The 19127-nt window shown below is 42.4% G+C and carries 19 protein-coding genes; 14 read left to right on the top strand and 5 right to left on the bottom strand.

All coding sequences use genetic code 11. The annotated features are described in order from the left end of the window. Positions 1–10 precede the first annotated feature (10 nt). The 6 genes from L3V77_RS09490 to L3V77_RS09465 are packed head-to-tail and all read left to right on the top strand — an operon-like array spanning position 11 to position 5822. Positions 11–694, top strand: a complete 684-nt coding sequence (locus L3V77_RS09490) for an ABC transporter ATP-binding protein (RefSeq protein WP_275133921.1) — start codon at positions 11–13, stop codon at positions 692–694. After that, on the top strand, positions 682–1941 hold the full coding sequence (locus tag L3V77_RS09485) for an ABC transporter permease (protein WP_275133920.1): 1260 nt from the start codon (positions 682–684) through the stop codon (positions 1939–1941). Before L3V77_RS09490 ends, L3V77_RS09485 begins: the two co-directional genes overlap by 13 nt. A 22-nt stretch (positions 1942–1963) precedes the next feature. After that, entirely contained in the window at positions 1964–2710 is a 747-nt protein-coding gene (locus L3V77_RS09480) for an outer membrane lipoprotein-sorting protein (RefSeq protein ID WP_275136740.1), read from the top strand. Between the two features lies 1 nt (position 2711). Then, positions 2712–3983 carry a hypothetical protein gene (locus L3V77_RS09475; RefSeq protein ID WP_275133919.1) on the top strand — a complete coding sequence of 424 codons (1272 nt, stop codon included), beginning with the start codon at positions 2712–2714 and terminating at the stop codon, positions 3981–3983. Continuing rightward, positions 3983–5044, top strand: a complete 1062-nt coding sequence (locus L3V77_RS09470) for a histidine kinase (protein WP_275133918.1) — start codon at positions 3983–3985, stop codon at positions 5042–5044. Before L3V77_RS09475 ends, L3V77_RS09470 begins: the two co-directional genes overlap by 1 nt. Continuing rightward, on the top strand, positions 5031–5822 hold the full coding sequence (locus L3V77_RS09465; RefSeq protein WP_275133917.1) for a LytTR family DNA-binding domain-containing protein: 792 nt from the start codon (positions 5031–5033) through the stop codon (positions 5820–5822). Before L3V77_RS09470 ends, L3V77_RS09465 begins: the two co-directional genes overlap by 14 nt. A 74-nt stretch (positions 5823–5896) precedes the next feature. Here the strand turns inward: L3V77_RS09465 and L3V77_RS09460 are convergent, their stop codons facing one another. Both L3V77_RS09460 and L3V77_RS09455 read right to left on the bottom strand, forming a co-directional pair. Then, positions 5897–6277, bottom strand: coding sequence for a hypothetical protein (locus tag L3V77_RS09460; RefSeq protein WP_275133916.1), 381 nt, complete (start codon positions 6275–6277; stop codon positions 5897–5899). A gap of 53 nt (positions 6278–6330) precedes the next feature. Then, positions 6331–7890 (bottom strand): alpha/beta hydrolase, encoded by a 1560-nt coding sequence (locus L3V77_RS09455; RefSeq protein WP_275133915.1) that lies wholly within the window; start codon positions 7888–7890, stop codon positions 6331–6333. A 252-nt stretch (positions 7891–8142) separates the two neighbouring features. Here L3V77_RS09455 and L3V77_RS09450 point away from each other — a divergent pair, with 252 nt between their 5' ends. The 7 genes from L3V77_RS09450 to L3V77_RS09420 all read left to right on the top strand — a co-directional run bounded on the left by L3V77_RS09450 (position 8143) and on the right by L3V77_RS09420 (position 14582). Beyond that, a complete protein-coding gene (locus L3V77_RS09450; protein WP_275133914.1) occupies positions 8143–8811 on the top strand; it encodes a hypothetical protein in 669 nt (222 codons plus the stop codon). A gap of 142 nt (positions 8812–8953) precedes the next feature. Further along, a complete protein-coding gene (locus tag L3V77_RS09445; protein WP_275133913.1) occupies positions 8954–11056 on the top strand; it encodes a caspase family protein in 2103 nt (700 codons plus the stop codon). Between the two features lie 49 nt (positions 11057–11105). Then, positions 11106–12467, top strand: coding sequence for a CHASE2 domain-containing protein (locus L3V77_RS09440; protein WP_275133912.1), 1362 nt, complete (start codon positions 11106–11108; stop codon positions 12465–12467). After that, positions 12457–12897 (top strand): hypothetical protein, encoded by a 441-nt coding sequence (locus L3V77_RS09435; RefSeq protein WP_275133911.1) that lies wholly within the window; start codon positions 12457–12459, stop codon positions 12895–12897. Before L3V77_RS09440 ends, L3V77_RS09435 begins: the two co-directional genes overlap by 11 nt. Before the next feature lie 130 nt (positions 12898–13027). Next, positions 13028–13540, top strand: coding sequence for a fasciclin domain-containing protein (locus L3V77_RS09430; RefSeq protein WP_195703395.1), 513 nt, complete (start codon positions 13028–13030; stop codon positions 13538–13540). Between the two features lie 214 nt (positions 13541–13754). Further along, entirely contained in the window at positions 13755–13973 is a 219-nt protein-coding gene (locus tag L3V77_RS09425; RefSeq protein ID WP_275133910.1) for a hypothetical protein, read from the top strand. Between the two features lie 195 nt (positions 13974–14168). Continuing rightward, on the top strand, positions 14169–14582 hold the full coding sequence (locus L3V77_RS09420; RefSeq protein WP_275133909.1) for a hypothetical protein: 414 nt from the start codon (positions 14169–14171) through the stop codon (positions 14580–14582). Between the two features lie 16 nt (positions 14583–14598). Here L3V77_RS09420 and L3V77_RS09415 read toward each other — a convergent pair whose 3' ends face one another. Together L3V77_RS09415 and L3V77_RS09410 are read right to left on the bottom strand one after the other, a co-directional pair. Further along, positions 14599–15507 (bottom strand): 1-aminocyclopropane-1-carboxylate deaminase/D-cysteine desulfhydrase, encoded by a 909-nt coding sequence (locus L3V77_RS09415; RefSeq protein WP_275136739.1) that lies wholly within the window; start codon positions 15505–15507, stop codon positions 14599–14601. Positions 15508–15596: 89 nt separating this feature from the next. Then, entirely contained in the window at positions 15597–16508 is a 912-nt protein-coding gene (locus L3V77_RS09410) for a LysR substrate-binding domain-containing protein (protein WP_275133908.1), read from the bottom strand. Between the two features lie 104 nt (positions 16509–16612). On the opposite strand from L3V77_RS09410, the gene L3V77_RS09405 reads away from it, so the two are divergent. Continuing rightward, positions 16613–17308, top strand: a complete 696-nt coding sequence (locus L3V77_RS09405) for an amino acid racemase (protein WP_275133907.1) — start codon at positions 16613–16615, stop codon at positions 17306–17308. A 6-nt stretch (positions 17309–17314) separates the two neighbouring features. Here L3V77_RS09405 and L3V77_RS09400 read toward each other — a convergent pair whose 3' ends face one another. Then, on the bottom strand, positions 17315–19087 hold the full coding sequence (locus L3V77_RS09400; RefSeq protein WP_275133906.1) for a sigma-54-dependent Fis family transcriptional regulator: 1773 nt from the start codon (positions 19085–19087) through the stop codon (positions 17315–17317). Between the last annotated feature and the right edge of the window lie 40 nt (positions 19088–19127).

Below are 19127 nucleotides of genomic sequence, written 5' to 3'. Positions count from 1 at the left end.
GGGAAGCGTTATGTTGAACTTTAATCAGGTTAGTAAACAGTATTCGTTAGGCCACCAGAAAGTGGTTGCTCTAGATAAGGTCAGTGGTGTGATTTCTAAAGGGGAGATGCTGGCGCTGTGTGGTCCATCTGGCTCTGGGAAAAGTACCCTACTTAATATTCTAGGTTTATTGGATGTGGATTACTCCGGATCGATAGTGCTTGATGGCATCGCTTATCCCAAACATCCGATCCATGCGGCAAAAATAAGACGTTCTCGATTAGGGTTTGTTTTTCAAAAGTTCAATCTGGTACCAGTAATGAGTGCGTGGGAAAATGTCGCTTATCCATTGATGTTGAATGGTTATTCGCTAAAAGAGCAAAAGAGAAGAGCGGAAGAAATACTAGATAAAGTAGGGTTAGGCGCGTTCTCACATCATCGACCAGATAATCTGTCCGGTGGTCAGCAACAGCGGGTTGCGATTGCACGCGCACTTGTTCATCAACCAGAAATGGTGATTGCAGATGAACCGACAGCCAGTTTAGACAGCCACACCGCTTCAGTTGTTATCGACCAAATGAAATCATTGGGTCACGAAATGGGAACCACTTTTATTGTTGCCACGCATGACGAGCGAATGGCTCGTCACTGCGACAGGATAATTAACTTACAAGATGGAAGAATTGCTAAAGAGGAGATGAAATGGGTCAGTTAATTTCACAGCCGTTGCGTATCGCATTTCTAAATCTAACTCGGAATAGCCGTCGCAGTTTACTCTCGGTTCTCATTGTTAGTATAGCGGTATTCGCGCTCACTTCCGCAGGTGGCTTTGGGTTGTATACATACCAATCATTGCAGGAGTCTACCGCGCGTGATACCGGGCACCTCACACTCAGCCAACCTGATTTTTTTGAACGAGATGAAGAGGTGCCATTAGCCAATGGACTGACTGACAGCGACGATATTATCAAAAGCCTTTTGTCGAATGACTCAGTTCGAGGAATACAACCAAGAATAGAGTTTACTGGCTTGATCTCGAATGGTAACAAGTCAACTATTTTTGTTGGTACGGGTGTCAATGATAGAGAATTTGATATGAAAGGCCCATTTTTAGATGTTAGGAAAGGCAAAACCTTGTCTAACATTCTTTCTAGTCGATACGACGCATCAGAACCCGAAATAATGTTGGCAGTCGATTTGGCTAAGAACCTGAAAGTAACGACAGGAGACTGGGTTACCTTATTAGCAAGTACGAGTGAAGGTGCACTTAACGCGATTGATTTTAAAGTACATGGTATCTATTCCACAGGAGTACCTGAACTGGACAAACGTCAGCTTTATCTACATATTCAATCGGCTCAGCAGTTACTTGATAGTGAAAAAGTGAGCACGTTATCAGTGTTCCTGTTCGAAACAGCACAGACCTTAATTGCAAAGGATTGGGTCGAACACACATTGAGTAGTATGGTTCTCGATCAACCTGTAGAAGTAACGCCTTGGCAAGAGCGAGCGTTTTTCTACGTGAAGGTTAAAAACCTTTATGACCGTATTTTCGGCATCATGGGCGCAGTTATGGGCTTGGTTGTTTTTGTTGCGATATTTAATACTATGACAATGTCAGTAACAGAAAGAACCCGCGAAATTGGTACCTTATCTGCGTTAGGCACTTATCCAAGAGAGATTGTATCTGGCTTTGTTCGAGAATCTATTATGCTTGCAGTGATCGGCTCGCTTTTAGGAGGCATCGCTACCGCACTGACAAGTTTATTTCTCACCTTTTCAGATATCCAAATGCCACCACCACCGGGCAGTACCGAAGGGTACCCTTTGAATATCTACTTCTCTTTTGAACTCTTTACCTATAGTGGGATTGGCGTTCTTATCATCTGCGTCACAGCCGCGTGGTTATCCGCACGAAACGGTGTGAAGAAACCAATTACGGAGGCACTAATCTATGTCTAAGTACTGTCAAATAAACCTGAAGATGGCCATGTTACTTTTTGTTCTTAATGGCGTTTTCGTGGGTCAAAGTGTGGCGAACGACGTCGCTGATATGGTTAAAAAAGCCGATGAATACCGATTAGATTCGTCCTCATCGAAGGTGGTTTCTAAAGTGACCCTTTTCGAACATAATCGAATCGATAAAACGCGAGAGTATCATGTCTATACAAGGCCGAATCGTGAATCTTTGGTGGTATTCAAATCGGCTGTAGAAGCGGGGCAAAAAATGCTGATGTTAGGCGACAATTATTGGCTAGTTATGCCCAAAAGCCGCCGCCCTATTCGAATTACGCCAATGCAAAAATTATTGGGGGAGGCATCAATAGGTGATATCTCGACCTTGACTTGGAGCGATGACTATCAAGCAACAATGGTTGGTACAGAGAGTGTCGTTACCCAAGAAAATCAAAGCATTGATAGCCACAAATTGAACCTAACAGCGACGACAAAAGGGGCAAGTTATCAACATATTAATTTATGGCTAGATGTACGTAATGGTTTCCCGATTAAAGCCGATCTTTATCTCCGTTCAGGCAAGCTCGCAAAACAAGCTTTTTTTACTCAAGGAGACAGAGAAGGCAGGTTGCAGGTAGTGGCGATGACCTTGGTTGACAAAATTCAACCCGCTAAAAAAACCATCATCGAATATCAAAGCATTATGCCGATGACTTTGGAAGATAAGTATTACAACCCTGCGTATTTGACCCGTAATTCAAAGCTGGATTTATAGCATGAATAAAGGCCTAGTTATTGCTGCTATTCTCAGCCTCTACTCGCATCTATTGCGAGCAGAGGAACCTACTTTTCAGTGGGATTGGATACTCAGTACAACGACGACTAAGTACCAAGACTCATTATTGTTTGGTGAGCCGACAAAGGCGCAGAGTCAACGTGTTGATGGTTTGATCGACGTTCAGATTGATTGGGGTCGTTGGACCGGCCTTTTTGCTGCGAACGGTCAGAGAATGTGGAGCAGTGATGAGAGCCAATCTTTTGATGGAGATATTATCATTCAGGAGCTTTTTTGGCAGGGCGAGTTAGACAACAGATTTATCCCTGTGGATGTGACCCTAGGTAAACTGAGACTTGATTGGGGAGTCGGTTATGGCTTTCGTCCGTTAGATATCTTTAAGCCTTATCGGCGTAACCCTATTGGAATTCAAGTAGAAGAGGGCGCTGGCACGGCGCTCGTCTCCTATTTTGATGCGCTAGGAGAGTGGAGCGTTGTATATACCGATTCGTCTTGGACTCAACAACAGGGGTATCCAATAGAAGAGCAATCACAACAACAAGGGATTGGTGTAAGGCGTTATGCTCTGCAAAACAGTAATGAATGGCAAGTGATCGCTTATTATGATGATGTTCGAAAAGGGTTGCTAGCAGGTTCGTTGGTAACGGTTTTAGATCAAGCATGGGAATTTCATAGTTCTGCTGTATTTCAAAGGGAGCACCTCAGTATCGAACAGAGTGAGGAACGGTCTCCGGTAGCGTTGACTCATTCTGACGATAGTTTTCAAGTGCTGATGGGGGTCAACTGGGCGAGCAGCCAAGGCCACAATATAATACTAGAATATTGGTATGATGACCGAAGTTGGGGAAAAGATGAATGGTCTCAGGCATTCGAAAGGGTAGAAGCGCTCGACCAAGACAGATCAACACAGTCTATTGCTCGTTCCTATGCCAGTGGATTGAACCTGCCGAATTTAATGAAGCATAACGTAATGTTTCATTGGGCGTTAGATTCAAGTAGCTGGAGCCATTGGAATTGGAGTCGCGATAGTTTGTGGCTCGACAATGTTGAGCCAACCTTTGATCTGCTCTACTCACCTGAAGATGGTGGCCTAATTGCGACGCAATGGGTAAATTATCATGCCTATGATTCTGGATATGCGGCTTTTGATGTTGAGTTGGCCGCCAGATTATTAACCGGAAAAAGCCGTTCGTTGTATGCAAATTTATCAGATAAGCATATGATTCTATTAAATCTTAAAGGAAAATTTTAATGGCTAAGAGTAAAAGTGATGCAAATGGTTGGATAAACAGCATCGTCTTAACGACTTTTTTTTGCATCATCATTGCTTTTGCGACACAGGCCATTTGGGGGAACTCGATACTGGATCATTTCATTATCAGTTTTGGCTTCGGTTACAGCGCTGTGTTTACGGCCCACTTACTTGGCCGTTATCAACCTCAGCTCTCTTCACGAAATGTTAGCCTCTTCTCTCTCGGGCTATCGATGTTGTTCGGTACGGCTAATGCCTATTTCTGGATGAATCAATATGCGGATCTTAATGACGCTGCGCAATTGAAACCCATTATTTTTCTTGGATTTATTTTCACAACGGCCTGTTTCTTTTATTTTCACAGCCAAGAGCAAAAATTGGCAGCGCAAAAGGAATTGGAAGTAGCTAAGCGCAAACAATCGGAACACGAAAAGGCATTGATTTTAAGCCAGTTAAAACAGCTTCAAAGTCAGATAGAACCACATTTTTTATTCAATACTCTCGCCAATATAAACACGCTTATCGAACATGATCCGGCGAGTGCGCGTCTTATGTTGGAACGTTTAACAGAATTACTGAGAGAAACCTTGAAAAGCAGTCGAGAACCATTTACGACGTTACAAAGAGATCTCTCTTACATCGATGCGTATCTTGCAATACAAAAAATTCGCTTGGGTGAAAGGCTGAATTACACGATTTCAAATTACATGGATAACGAAGTCCATCTCCCACCTTTCCTGTTACAACCTTTGGTCGAGAATGCCATTCAACACGGTATAGAACCGCTTAAGAATGGTGGAAAAATTGAGATAAAAGTAAGCCAAGTTGAACACGATATCCTCATAGAAGTTATCGATAACGGAGTCGGTCTGACGGGATCTTCGACCCATATAGGTCACGGAGTAGGGTTAGACAATATTCGCCAGCGTTTACAAGCATTGTTCGCCGGAAAGGCGACACTAACCATTTCGGAATCAATATCTGGCGGTGTACAAGTTAGGCTAAAAATAGCCTTATCTGCGTTGCATATGCTACGGGAGGCAACAGATGAAAGCGTCTAATTTTACGGCCATTATCGCTGATGATGAACCACTGTTAAGGTTTCATCTGGATAAGGCTCTTGCTGATCTTTGGCCAGAGCTAGAGATAAAAGCGCTAGCGGAAAATGGGCAACAAGCGCTTGAACTAATTGAACAGCACAAACCTGATATTGTCTTTCTGGATATCAAAATGCCAGTGTTAGATGGTATGTCGGTCGCTACTAGGATCACAAAAGATGAACGTGCACCGTATATTGTTTTCGTCACGGCGTACGACGAATTCGCTGTACAAGCCTTCGAAGCGAATGCGGTGGATTACTTGCTTAAACCGTTGTCCGATGTTCGCTTGGACCAATGTATTCGAAAAGTAAAGGCTCGATTAACAGAGCAAAAACCACCTGTTTCGGTGGAACTGACGACTTTAATGAGTCAAATACAGACTCTCACCTCTAAAAATCAACCGAGTTACTTAACATGGATTAAAGCCAGCAAAGGTGATGATATTCACTTGATATCTATCTCGGAAGTGCTCTATTTCAAAGCAGAAGATAAATATGTGTCGCTTTATAAAAACGAAGAAGGTACCTGTATTGAATACCTTTTGCGCACGTCACTTAAAGAGTTAATGTCGCAGCTCGACCCAGATATGTTTTGGCAAATTCATCGTTCAACGGTTGTGAATGTGTCAGCCATCGAGAAAGTGAAGAAGGATTTTAAGGGAAAGATGATGGTGACAATTGGCACGGCGAAATTACCGGTAAGCCGTGCTATGCAAAGTTTGTTTACTAATAATTTGTAAAAGTGATTGGTAAGGCTAGATGGCAAACTTAGGGTAAGTCATCGACAAGTGCCTCTGATGCTATAGACGTAGAGTTAACTTCTTGCCATCGCTGCCAACCATACTACCCAACTGAGGCTATGCAACCAACCTGCTATAACAATTTTTAGCCAAATTCTTGTTCCCTTTTTGTCTGTGTAAATCAGAGATTTTACCAGCTCGAAAACAGGGGATAACATGACTAATATGAGCAACAGTGGTGGAATTATATGACCGATGTTGGGTCCCATAGTTAGCACCATGGTACCGCTAGCGATGATCGTAAGTGCAAGAAAGAGCATCAGTTTGATACGGTAATTGCGGTGTACCCATATCGCATACAAAACATAGATGTAGGCAAGCAATGCTGCGTAGGGCAGATTGAGTATGTAATCGATCTTTATCATCGAAAAAGGCAGGAGGTTCCATAGATTCATTGTTGTTCCTTTTTACTCTACTCTTTAGTCAGGATTCTCGCTGACTAAAGTCGTTAATCTTCTTGTTCAAGCATCTGCCAGTAAATCCCTTCCTTCTTTGTCATTTTTTTCAGGGACCGTTTGGCCGGTGGAATACCTCGTAAATGGTCTACCAAGTCCTTTATAACGGGCAGTTTATTGGCATAATAAGAATGGGATTCAGGGATACTCCAAGGTGCCGCATTGAGTTCGCTTGTGTCAACTATATCAAAGTTATCAACGAGACTAACAGGCATGCCTAAACGCCTAACTTGGTTGACTTTTTCTGACGCAATCAAGGCTCCATCGTTTTCAGATGTATAGATAGCCCAGTTGGCGGCAAGTCGATTTATTCGTGGGGCCAACTGATATTGAAACCACTCACTATCAACATCTGGGGCGGCAAGAATCACGCTACCAAATTGAAGTGACTTACTTTGCTCCTGTAGTGCGAGTTCGTTAAGTGCATTGAGTAGAACTTGGTTCCCCATGCTATGGGCAACTATATGTATGTTGGCATCGGGGAATTGGCTATCGAGTGTGGTTAAGAAATCAGCCAAGTAGGTCGCGCTCCAGATAGCGTCTTCACGATCGGAAGCGTATCCAAGGAGAGAGGCATTTGACGGCCATGAAAATAAGACCGGGACACCAGAGTAATCAAAATCGTATGCCATTTGAGCGGTACGCTTTATCGCAGACCCAAAAGCAACATTATAACCGTGTATATAGACAATAATGCTCTGCTTCCATTCACCAACGCCTTGTTCGACGGGGAGAGACGTCCAAAAATCATCAACACTCATTTCGGTCACTGATTGAATCAGCACGTGGTCGTTGGATTGCTTCAACCATTTAATTGATAAGAATGGTTGCTCAATATGGCCTTTCTTATGGTTTTTTGGAATGGAAACCTTCGCGATTCCCATATGAAGCGGCTGTGTGATATCTCTGAGTGCACCGTAGTATTTGTCGTTTTCTTTTTCTGGTGAGCGAGTGGTACCGTAATAAACGGTTTGTACGTAAAACTCTTTGTCATCCACGCTACGAGATGTAGGCAGATATTGGGCAACTGCGATGTTTTGTGCTAATTCTGTCATTGTTTCGAAAAGTTCATCAGGCTGAGATTTACCAGCCAAAACATAAGCCGCATTTTGTAGCTCGATAATTTGGTCAAAAGAAAATCCCATGTCTGTAACAAAATGGGCATCAGGCGATAGCGGTATCTCGTCATTAATTACTTGTCTCACTGCTCGAGTGACTAATTCTAAATCTGTACTGAGGGAATCGCAGGAAGTAGCAATGACAGTGACGTCACTATTTTTACCTTGTCGTTGAATGGTAAACAACCCTAGTGCATCTTGATCGCCTTCAAATGTGGTAAGCCAAATAATGGTGTCAACGCTGTCGTGTTGGGATAGGGCGGAAAATGGGTTTTCGTGTGTCACCAAAGCCAGTTTGTTTTTTCCGACCAACAGGTTCGCGAAATCTTCTGACACGAAACATTTTGCATCAGACGAAGCTATTGAGTAGGTCGCAACGAGGCTTAAAAATACACCCATAATGTAGCGATAAAACCGTTTTGAATGACGGGGCATACTTTCCTCCATGAATAGTGACCTTGCGCACGATGTGTTCGCATTGTTGCGTATTTGCTTTCGCTTGCTAAATCTATTATTAGGCTAATAGTAAAATAGGGCAAACAAAAACGTTATTGATTAGTAGGTATATAAATTTTATTTGCTACACTTTGAAAGTGATTTTATTGGCTAAGACGATCCGAGTTATCTCTTTAGCCAAATATTATCATCAACGTAGTGGTGTAAATATTTGTTTAAAAGGAATTAAAAATGAAAAATAAAGTATTATTGTTGTCCACACTCGTTATTTTCTCCCCGCTCTCATTGGCTGAAGCACCAAACATTAAAGAAGACGTAAAGGCGAAGCCTAAGTCGACGATGTCCAATCTTGCTGTCGCTAAGCAACTCGGTCAAATTGGTATGGCGCAAAAAGATCCATTGTTATTAATTTCTGCCGCGAAGCTTTACAAAATGACGGCCATTGAAGAAAAAAAACTTGAAAGGAAAAGCCAAGGAGGCGAAAAGTCAGAAAAGGATTCGGTCAGTCTAAACAGTGCTGAGGCACTATTAGAAGCGGCAACAGACCTTTCTGGTGATAACAAAGCTTATATAGCAATGATAAAAGAAGTAGAAGGCCTTAAAACGCGAGGTAAAATGGGGGGAGCAGAAATACATTATGACACAATCGATGCAAAGGGAATGCACGAGTACGTAATTGATTATTACGGTGACGAGATAGCGGAATTATTGGTTGTAGGTGATGGCGATACAGACTTAGATTTGCGCGTATTCGATGAGTATGGAAATCTGGTTTGCGAAGATGCGGATTACAGCGACACAATGTATTGCGCCTGGGTCCCTATCCTCAATGGTCCTTTTGTGATTGAAGTATCTAATCACGGTCGGGTCTATAATGAGTACGCAATAATATCTAACTAAAGCCCACTAGCTAGTATCTGGATCTGAGTATCTAGGTTACGAGGTCTAGTTGTGTTACTTTGATTGATAGGCGAAATGAATGTTCGCCTATGTTCTCTAATATGATTTATTGAATAATTTCATTGTGTACAAGGAAGAACCAATGCGTTTTGTTGCTCTGTTTTGCATGCTGGTATCGTCACTTTTATCCCACGCGTCTACCGTAAATACTCCCAACTATCACGCTATCGTCGTGGGCGTATCTGAATACCCTAACTTGCCTGATGGATTGGATCTTTCGGGGCCTAAATATGATGCGCTAAGAGTGCAGAGTATGTTACTACAACAAGGGGTGGCTGAAGAGAATATACAGCTTTTAGCTGATGGAGTACCGTCCGCCGTGCTGCCAACAAAAGTGAATATCCTTAAGGCTTTTGCGCAATTGGAATCAAACCTAACGCCCGGTGATTTCGCTTACCTACATTTCTCAGGTCATGGTAGTCAACAACCTTCGGTATTAACTGGTACGACAAAAAATAGTGATAGTGTTGATGGTTTAGACGAGATTTTTCTTCCCAGAGATACAGGTGCATGGTCTAAAAGTATCGGGACGGTTGAGAATAGTCTAAGCGACAATGAAGTGGATATTTTGGTTACACGATTACGAAATATTGGTGCCAATGTTTGGATTATTTTTGACTCCTGTCATTCCGGTACAATGACGCGAAGCCTGACAGGTAAAGAGATTAGGTCGCGCAGTATCGAGCCAAAAGTGTTGGGTATTAACAACGACAATAATACGACATCAAAAGGCTCGTTAGACACGCCTCCAAAGACAGACAATCCTATTGCACCTTCTTCTTTGATGCCTGTCACACTCAGTGAAAATGCAGGCGCGTTAATGAGCTTTGGTGCAGCTCAAAGTAACGAAGAAGCGCCCGAAATGTTATTACCTAGTGGTGAGGGAGAGGCTCCTCAAGGATTGTTTACTTTCGTCATGACATCCATAATTAGTCAAAACCCGAATATATCCTACCGTCAGTTAGCGCAAAGTATACTGGCCTCGTACAACAGCTTGCCTTGGCACAGAACCACACCACTTTTCGAAGGTGGACAGAGCCTTGATCAACCTATTTTTCATAAGACAGAGAAAGTGACGACGGTTTACGCTGTCACGACTAAGAAAGGACGTCACTTCATTCAGGGCGGTCAACTAAATGGACTAGAAGTTGGCGCTGTTGTTGATATCTATGGTGATATTTCAGCAAAAAATAGAGTCGCGACGTTAGAAATCATTCAGGCCGACATGACCACCAGTGAAGGTCGACTTGTGGAAGGTGATATCGACACTCGATATTCATATGCAGAACTGGCAAGTCCTGCCTACCCAAAACCACTGACGGTGAAGTGGCAGGTATTACCCGATGCAGACTGGGTTGATGCTGCAATAACGTTGATTGAAAAGAGCGAGTTATTAGACAGAACCGTGAAGTGGGTCGAGACTGATCAGCCAGCGGATATCTCATTGTATGCAGGACGAGAAACACTCTATTTTTTCACGTTAGAGAATGAAAAATTGCCTTGTCAGTTGCAAAGTAACGTTGGGGTATGTGAAGTTGATGAGCGCGAAACGTATCTGTCCATGGCTTTAGATGGCGGAGAATTGAATCGCTATGAAGTACTTAATAATGGTTTGTCTCGAATGGTACGTTCACGAAATTTGAAACGGCTATCCGCAAGTTTAACTGGGCGTTCTCCCATCGTTTCTGAAGTATTCTTAAACGAACAACCACAAAGTCTAGAGCAAGTGGTCAAGGCGACAGATGGCGATGATCTATATGTTAGCTTTGTTAATCAGGGCCGCGCCCCAATTGACCTAACGGTGATGTTTATCGATAGTGGTATGGGTATCTATCAGGTATTCCCGGAACCCGGTTATAGTGGACGGTTATTCGCTGGAGAAGCGGCGGAATTTGAAGGGAACGTATCGAAATCGACAACGGGAGAGGAGCAATTTGTCGTCATTGCGATACCGACGAATCGCCAAGCGCCCCAAATTTCACTTAGCCACCTCCAACAAGAGCCAATGCAAAGCTCGCAATTCTTTGACTCGCGCGCGTTCTCCGTGAAGGCTCGTGGCTCCGCATCCGTTGAAGACTTATTTGCTCAATCGTTAGGGGACACACCGCAAACACGTGCATTTAAAAAGAAAGGTAAATCGGTCGGCAAGGCAAGCATCAACGTAATACGCATGAGAACAGATTGAGTTTTATGAGAATGAACAAAGGTATGTAAGAGCAAATGAAGGTTAGGCAATGAAAATAAATCAGCAATGGAAAGTTGCACTGAACCTGTTCTACCAAAAATATAATTTTATGATTCAGTGGTCGATGCTGTTCCTGCTTGGCGCGTGGATTATTTTTAGTGACCCTTTTGGAATTGGCAGTGCCAGTGAACGAGCTGGTGAGCAAGCCATCTACAAGCTCATGGCACATTCCTACGATTCGGCGAAAAGTCAGCCCAACATTCTGGTTGTTTTGTTCAATGATAAAGCAATAGAAAACCTCTATCCCGAGATTTGGCAATCCAACGACTGGCCGCTTTCTTATTTGGATCAAGTTAACATGCTAACCGCGATAATGGCGCAATCTCCTATGGCGGTATTCTACGACGTAATGTGGATGAAGAAACGTGCCTTGGATGATAGTTTTGACAGAGCAATCGCGAAGTTAAATGCCGCACGTTCCGCCACAAATGTTCCTCTCTATTTTGCACAGGGTAAAGCTGACACCGTCATGGAAAAAGAGGTCAGGGACGCGTTAGGTCCGTCGGTTTCTTTGGTTCCTAATGGATGGGAAGAACGAGCAGAGTTATATCCACTTTATACCCATGAAGTGGCGACCACTGTTAACGTGCTATATCAAGAATATTGTAAAAATAGAGAGTGTGAATCACCTATACGGGATGAAAAACACCCCATTAGTGTTCGATGGAGTGGAATAGCAGCGCCAGTCTTGCTATCCCATCGTAAAGATGAGTGTATACAATTAGATACCTCTTGGTATGGCGTTGTTTGGAGTAGCCTAAATAAGGTTATTAACAACATCATACCGATGAAGGATGATCAACAGGAGCAAAAAATATGTCCACCTCAAAGGGTGCTCTATATTGATGAGCTTATGGCGTTAGCCCGTTCCCCAATCGATGAAGAGCGGCAACAACTCAAACGTTGGGTTCAAGGCAGTATTGTATTGGTCGGCGGTCAAATAGAAGGGATACATGACTATGTTATTTCACCAGTACACGGTGCGATGCCCGGTGTTTTTTTTCACGCAATGGCACTTGATAACTTGATGGTCGATCAAAATGAGTATATTCGAGATGACCCAAACGCTGAATATATCAATATGATTGTGTGGACACTGTATATCACATTGTTGGTGGCGGTAAGAAGCTTTGCCTATAAACATAAAGTGTTGATGTGTATAAAAAGCAAGCTTCTGTTATCAAGTCTTTTTTATGTAATTGTTGTTCTGTTTTTTGCATATGGTGTGTTTCATCTAGCGCCCGCTAGTTGGGTCTCTATTTTGGCTCTGGGTTGGTTAGGCATTCAGCTAATAGAGCGACTAGAAAGGCGAATGGGGGAGTGGAGAGGTGAGACGAAACATGAAGATTAACCTAAGTGCATTAGGAACGATGATCAACTTTGTGAAGTGTATGATTCTCTTGTCTATCACACTATGCATGACAGCGTCAGTTAGTGCTACTTTGTTGGTGGAACAATGGATTGAACCTGCAATAGACGTTGAGTTTACCGATGGTTCATGGAAAATAATGTCCGTTGAAAAACTACCATTACCACCCTTCATCGTTCAAAAGGAAGAAACCTCTAGAGTTTTAATTAATATTAGACGAGTAGGTTTAGTCTGGGTCAGACGTTCTTCGGTTAGATTTAATGAAGAAAGCTTAATCCTTAATTGTCAGCAGTCGAAAAGCGCTCGATCAAGTAATCACCAAAATTTTGGTATGAGAGGGGACAGTGAAAGCGTGTCATTAACGTGTATTGATAGCCAACCAGACCTTAATAATAAGCCCCATAATCCTTGAACATTGAACCTATTTTTTTGGAGTGAAAATAAAAATAGAAATAAAAATGATCCTTCTTTGAAATGGTGCCGTATTACTTATCGACATCTAAGCACAACAATAATGACATTTACTTCAAAGGGATAAGATTATGTTTAAGAAAATGATATCAGCATTTACATTCGTCGTGATTAGTTTCGCTCTTGTAGCTTGTTCAAGTAACAAGGATATGAAACATAGCGATGGTATGATGAAAAAAGACATTGTAGACGTAGCCGTTGAGAATGGTTCGTTTAATACGCTTGTTGCCGCAGTACAAGCCGCAGGATTAGTCGATACCTTGAAAAGTGACGGACCGTTCACGGTGTTTGCTCCTACAGATGAAGCTTTTGCTAAGTTGCCTGCCGGCACGGTAGAAACCCTTCTGAAGCCAGAAAATAAAGATCAATTAATTGCTATTCTGACTTACCACGTTGTTCCAGGAAAAGTGATGGCCGCAGATGTAGTAAAATTGACGAGTGCTAAAACTGTACAAGGTCAAAAGGTCACTATCAAAGTGATGGGCTCAAAAGTAATGGTTGATAACGCGAATGTTATCGCTACCGATGTAGCGGCTAGTAATGGTGTGATTCACGTAATCGACAGTGTAATCTTACCGAAATAGTAGAATTAATCTAAACAACCAAATTAAGGGGCGTAATGATTTCTCATTACGCCCCAGTCGCATCTTGGCGTTTACTTACTCTGTCGTCATAGTCTATAAATTCAAATTTGATGTAGCCCGTAAAATGGGGCTTTTTCAACCTCTAGGTTTGACTAACTTTAGAATTTCTCTATACTGTATGTATACACAGTAGTAATAGCAAAGGAGACAAACTATGTTGGCTGACACAATTGAACGCGTGAATAAACTACGAAAGCAAGCATTGAATAATCCAGAGTTTGTTCGCTCATCTAGAGAGCACGAACGGAATATTGCTTTAACCGAAAGAAGATCACCGACGAACTCAGATCATACTCAGAAAAAGCAAAAACGCTTTGATAAAGTTTACGAGCAATCTGAATTTGGTGTTAATCCATCTGGAACTACCCACTAATCAAATACAGTGGCGACATGTGTTCGCCACTTACTTCAAAATTTCACATGTCCTCTTTGGTTATTTTATCGCTTTGAATCTATAGTGAACTGTCTATACAAATATCAGCTCAAACAGAACGAGTAAGTTCTAACCTTAATAGAATTTAGGGTACGGGAGCGTTAGCGTTTAAGCACTTTAACCACAGGGTTCAGCATGACAGCACAAATAAAGGAACGATGTCTATATCAGGGTCAGAGTTACGATATGCCAGGGTGTATTTCTTTACCTTTATCCGATGGTAGAGTGATAGAGCTCACGGATGATGCATTGAAAGAAGCAATTGACGCCGATGATTTTTGTTTTTCTACGGCATGCTGGAGACAATACGTGGGGGTTTGGGAGGTTGAGGGCGACGGCTTATATCTAAAATCACTTGAGGGAATGTATCGAATGGCAGGCGACCAATCAGTATTCGCGGATTGGTTTAGCGACACGCTTTGTCTACCCTATGGTGAGTTGCTCGATTTCGATTTCGAAATAGAATTCATGCACTACACGCAAGAGCTTAGACTGACCTTCGAAAAGGGTGTTTTAGTTAATAAAATCATTGTTGACACAGAACAGTAACGCATCTCATTGGGCATTAGATAGATAACCAGTGGCGATAACGGCCAACCATACTCTCATTACCTAAAATGCCCCCCTGATGGACATAAAGTACGGTCTTATTTGGATTCTCCGACAGCCAATCTAACAAGTTTTTCCACATAAATGGGTCATAAAGAAGATCAAACTCTATCTGGGTTTGTGATTCTAATGTTTGCCATAAAGCATATTCATCTTTGTATAATCGGCCAAAGTGATGCTTTTTGTCGGTACCAATTATCGTCGGTTGAGTGGCTTTGCTATCGACTTCCAAAAACTGCTCGACGAGGTATTTTTTATCACCTACGCAGGCACATGTGATGACCTCTATGTCTGCTTGTTCCAGATGTTTTTGTAAATAGAGAGCTGTTGTTCCTGTACCTGATGGAAGTGCGACGACGAGGTTGTTGCATCGTTCCATTAATTTCCAATTAAGTATTTCTTGGGCGAGGGTTTTAACGCCTTGTTCTGCCATTGTAGATCGACCGCCTTCCGGCACAATCAACGTATCTGCTATATCAGCAAAATTATCGTCAATATAAGTACTGGTGTGGCGTCCATCTCTATCTTCTAATTGCGACAGGTCGACGATGTTTGCACCCAAGTCGAGAGCGCCTCGATAATTCCCGGTTGGTTTTTTTTTCACATAACTTGGAATATGGTCAACATAAAAGGTCAGTTTCCATTTCTTTATCGCACAAAGTGCCGAGAGAGAGTACAACGAGTTTGCCTGAACGGAACCATAGCCAATCAAATTTTTTATATGGAGAAAATCTCCCGTTAACAAAGACATGAATTTTCGTGCCTTGTTACCAGAGAACTGATGGTGTAAGAGATCATCTCTTTTTACAAAAAAAGTGAGTCCGTTAAAACGGTGTTGAGTAATTGGGCTTTCAGATAATTTCATTGGATCTATGGCTATCTGCTGCAAAATTCGGTTGCACATAGTAAACCAATTCTCAATCTATACCAGTGATTTGATGTTGGATATGACGCCTAGTCGCTGGTTTTGTGATTGGGCGAAAATATAGTTTGGTGTTCGCATATACGTTTCCAAACCCGTTCTCCTGCTGGGTGGAGCTTGGTTTTAGAACGGTAGGCGTATAGTTCGGTATTTAAGGTTGCTTCTTCGGGATGTAATATAACGAGTTTATTCTGCTTCAGTTCGTCAATGATAGCGTAATCTGGTAACCAGCCAATGCCTTCGCCTTGCAGTACCAACGCCTTAACAAGATCGGTCATGGATGAAGAAAAAATCGGTTTAAGGGCGTAGTGACTGCTCGTTTGACGAGTTAATCTGCCCATATAGCTGGAGGTCGAATGCATGATAAGCGGTGTAACAATGGTTTCGGATAATGAGTATTTTGGTTTTGAATCGGATAATACACTGACACAATAGTTTTTAGATTCGCCAAGTTTATGTGCCAGATAGGGTTCAGCAAGCAACTGAGGGTTTTTATAGCTTAATACAATATCGCAAGCGCTCTCTTCTAACATTTTTACTGCATCATCAACATCGATCGCGCGTACATCCAAAATGACTTCTTGTTCTTCTGCAAACAGATTGAATTTGAACAACGGTAGGATATCGGTCGCTATTGAGTGGCCAGCTACGATGCTTACTTTTTGGTTCCCTAGAATAGAGAGATCGTTAAGACGCTCTAACTCATATTCAAGTTGAATGATGAGAGAGCGAGCACTGGTTCGAAATTCCTTGCCACTTTGGGTTAACCCAACCGGTGTTTTATCTCTATCAAAAAGTTGGCATCCCACCGCATTTTCGAGTGCCTGTATGCGGCGACTAAATGCTGACTGAGTTACGTTTCGTTCGATTGCCGCTTTAGAGAAGTTGCGGATTTCGGCCAGTTTTAAAAAATCCAGCAACCACTTTGTTTCGATATTTAACATCAGAGATACATTCATAGCTATGCGATTTATGCATAGGTATGCCAGTTATTTCATTTCTTATCAAGGATTATTTTTGTTAATTTGTGCCTAGATAAGGAGCGAATATGGATAAGAAGTTAGGTGTTTTAGGGGGTATGGGCCCAATGGCTACGGTTGACTTTGTTAAGCGTATAGTAGAAAAAAGCCCGGCCTGTTCTGACCAAGAACATATGTCTATGATTATTTCGAATGACCCTGTTATTCCTGATCGGACTAAGCATATCCTGGAAAACGGTGAAAATCCGTTGGAAAAAATGCTAAAAAACCTAATGAACTTAAAAAATTCTGGTGCCACAAAGGTAGTGATACCTTGTAATACCGCTCATTACTGGTTGGACAAACTCAGCCACAATGAAAGGGTTCCGTTTATTAGCATCATTGACGCAGTGATGAATGAAGCTAGCCGTCGACAGATGTGTCGAGTGGGCGTATTGGCTACCAATGCAACCATACAAACGGGCATTTATACCAATGCCATCGAGATTCGTGGAATGCAGGCTATTTTACCAACGGCAAAAGAACAGTTTCAGGTTATGGAAGGAATATACTGTGTTAAAGCTGGTCAGATAGAGCAGGGAAGAAGGTTAATGGAACCTGTTTTTGACAGTCTAATTAATAAAGGCGCCGATGGTGTTGTACTTGGCTGCACCGAAATACCATTAGCATTTGATACATTGCCAGCGGACAAAATGGCGAAAGCATTGGACTCTTTGGACTTGCTCGCAGACCAGTGTGTTAATTATTATTATTATGACGCCTAAATGACGTTAGCTTGGCAAAACACCAAGCTTTTTCAATTTCCTGTAGATAGTATTTCTGCTGATACTAAGGATTTTAGACGTTTTACTGATGTTACCGTTATTGGCCCGATAGATTTTAATTAATGTATCTTCGACGGTTTCTTGAAGGCTAATATCTTCACCTCTAGCTTCCGTACCTAACGGGCTCGTTTGATTTAAAGATTGCAATGAAGCGCTGATGTGGTCGGGAATATGTTTGAGCATAAGTTTGGGTTCATCGCACGCGAGCAGCGTTGCAACGTGCAATACGTTGTCTAATTCTCTTATATTTCCGGGCCAAGTAAAATCTTCGAGCAGGATCAATAAATCCTTGTCCAGCTTTTGTTCGTTCTTACAGTGTTTGCTGTGAATTTTTTTAATCAGGGCAACCTTGTCTTTTCTTTCTCTTAACGAAGGCAGGTGAAAAACTAGGCCATTTAATCGGTAATAGAGATCCTGTCGAAAACGACCTTCTGCTATAAGCTGCTCTATATTCTTGTGTGTGGCGGCGATGATTTGAATATCCACGTGATAGGTCTGATTAGAACCTACCGGAACCACTTCTTTTTCTTGGAGAAAGTGTAACAGACGACACTGCGCTTCGAGCGGCATGTCGGCAATTTCATCTAAAAAAAGAGTGCCTTTGTCTGCCTGACGTATTTTTCCTTGATAGCCTTTGTGGCTTGCTCCGGTAAATGCCCCTGGTGCATAACCAAACAACTCTGACTCAATCAAATCTTTAGGCAGTGCGCCACAATTAACAATCACAAGGGGGGACTGCTTGCGCTTACTCTGTTGATGAAGTGCTTTAACAAACTCGCCTTTACCAACTCCGGTCTCGCCTAAGATCAACAGATTGATCTGTTTGTCGATGACCTTGCACGCTTGTTGCCAGGCATTTTCAATGCGTTCATCCCCTTGGTGTAGTTCGCTAGAAGGAGAATAGGTAACTGATTTTGGAATAGGTTTTGTTGACTGAGGATGTAAACGGTACACAAATGGGGTGGCTTCGTGTTTTAACAGATGCTCCAGAGGTGCACCTATTATTTCTTGATGATCCAAAAGTTGAGATGCCAGTTGGTTGTGGGCGATGACTTCGCCGGCTTCATTGGCAATCATAATACCCTGCCATCCACTATCAAGCAGTGCTTTATCACAAGCGATATCAACCCGAATTGTGCCATTTGGTATGCCAAATAACAGGCTATTTTCTATCTTCTGAATCATGCTTTGAATTAGAAGTTGGGTATTGGAGTGATGCACCTGCTGCTCACTGGTAATGTCTAAAATTCCGAGCATTTCGCCTTGATGATTGAAGATGGGGCTTGCAGAGCAACTGATAAATCGATGTTGATGGATAAAGTGTTGATTGCCAATGATGGATATTGGCTTGGCCTCTATAATGGCGGTTCCTATCGCGTTCGTTCCCTTCAGGTTTTCCTGCCAGCAAACGCCACTTTCTAATGCAATCGAGGTGAGGCGGTTGGCAAATTTTTCTAAGCCCCATGAACCTAAAATTACACCTTGTATGTCGGTTAGTATCAGTCGGCTATTGGTTCGAGCAAACATCTGGTTAAAAAGGGGTAGCGCGTATTTCTCCAATCCGTTAATCAGCTTCTTAGCGTTATCTCTTCTTTCGCTAAGTTGAAAGCTTTCCAATCGAATATCGTCGGGAAGTCGATTCTCTCTTAGCCCTGCTTCACTGCTTCTGTGCCATGAATTGTTCAGCCAATCAATGGTGTCGTCGATTTGAAGATTCATAAGTGTTCCAAAATGTAACGTTTCTGGTGTGCCACTTTAA

This window comes from Vibrio sp. DW001 (genome assembly GCF_029016285.1).
Taxonomy (GTDB): Bacteria; Pseudomonadota; Gammaproteobacteria; order Enterobacterales; family Vibrionaceae; genus Vibrio.
The sequence above is the reverse complement of the archived record's forward strand: the minus strand, read 5'-3'. Positions and strand labels throughout refer to the sequence as shown.

What these genes read in the sequence shown, in the direction of transcription:
- L3V77_RS09450 (WP_275133914.1), top strand. Translation starts at nt 8,143, where the DNA reads ATGAAAAATAAAGTATTATTGTTGTCCACACTCGTTATTTTCTCCCCG.
- L3V77_RS09400 (WP_275133906.1), bottom strand. Translation starts at nt 19,087, where the DNA reads ATGAATCTTCAAATCGACGACACCATTGATTGGCTGAACAATTCATGG.
- L3V77_RS09460 (WP_275133916.1), bottom strand. Translation starts at nt 6,277, where the DNA reads ATGAATCTATGGAACCTCCTGCCTTTTTCGATGATAAAGATCGATTAC.
- L3V77_RS09440 (WP_275133912.1), top strand. Translation starts at nt 11,106, where the DNA reads ATGAAAATAAATCAGCAATGGAAAGTTGCACTGAACCTGTTCTACCAA.
- L3V77_RS09475 (WP_275133919.1), top strand. Translation starts at nt 2,712, where the DNA reads ATGAATAAAGGCCTAGTTATTGCTGCTATTCTCAGCCTCTACTCGCAT.
- L3V77_RS09415 (WP_275136739.1), bottom strand. Translation starts at nt 15,507, where the DNA reads ATGAAATTATCTGAAAGCCCAATTACTCAACACCGTTTTAACGGACTC.
- L3V77_RS09490 (WP_275133921.1), top strand. Translation starts at nt 11, where the DNA reads ATGTTGAACTTTAATCAGGTTAGTAAACAGTATTCGTTAGGCCACCAG.
- L3V77_RS09465 (WP_275133917.1), top strand. Translation starts at nt 5,031, where the DNA reads ATGAAAGCGTCTAATTTTACGGCCATTATCGCTGATGATGAACCACTG.
- L3V77_RS09405 (WP_275133907.1), top strand. Translation starts at nt 16,613, where the DNA reads ATGGATAAGAAGTTAGGTGTTTTAGGGGGTATGGGCCCAATGGCTACG.
- L3V77_RS09420 (WP_275133909.1), top strand. Translation starts at nt 14,169, where the DNA reads ATGACAGCACAAATAAAGGAACGATGTCTATATCAGGGTCAGAGTTAC.
- L3V77_RS09455 (WP_275133915.1), bottom strand. Translation starts at nt 7,890, where the DNA reads ATGCCCCGTCATTCAAAACGGTTTTATCGCTACATTATGGGTGTATTT.
- L3V77_RS09410 (WP_275133908.1), bottom strand. Translation starts at nt 16,508, where the DNA reads ATGTTAAATATCGAAACAAAGTGGTTGCTGGATTTTTTAAAACTGGCC.
- L3V77_RS09445 (WP_275133913.1), top strand. Translation starts at nt 8,954, where the DNA reads ATGCGTTTTGTTGCTCTGTTTTGCATGCTGGTATCGTCACTTTTATCC.
- L3V77_RS09485 (WP_275133920.1), top strand. Translation starts at nt 682, where the DNA reads ATGGGTCAGTTAATTTCACAGCCGTTGCGTATCGCATTTCTAAATCTA.
- L3V77_RS09435 (WP_275133911.1), top strand. Translation starts at nt 12,457, where the DNA reads ATGAAGATTAACCTAAGTGCATTAGGAACGATGATCAACTTTGTGAAG.
- L3V77_RS09470 (WP_275133918.1), top strand. Translation starts at nt 3,983, where the DNA reads ATGGCTAAGAGTAAAAGTGATGCAAATGGTTGGATAAACAGCATCGTC.
- L3V77_RS09480 (WP_275136740.1), top strand. Translation starts at nt 1,964, where the DNA reads ATGGCCATGTTACTTTTTGTTCTTAATGGCGTTTTCGTGGGTCAAAGT.
- L3V77_RS09430 (WP_195703395.1), top strand. Translation starts at nt 13,028, where the DNA reads ATGTTTAAGAAAATGATATCAGCATTTACATTCGTCGTGATTAGTTTC.
- L3V77_RS09425 (WP_275133910.1), top strand. Translation starts at nt 13,755, where the DNA reads ATGTTGGCTGACACAATTGAACGCGTGAATAAACTACGAAAGCAAGCA.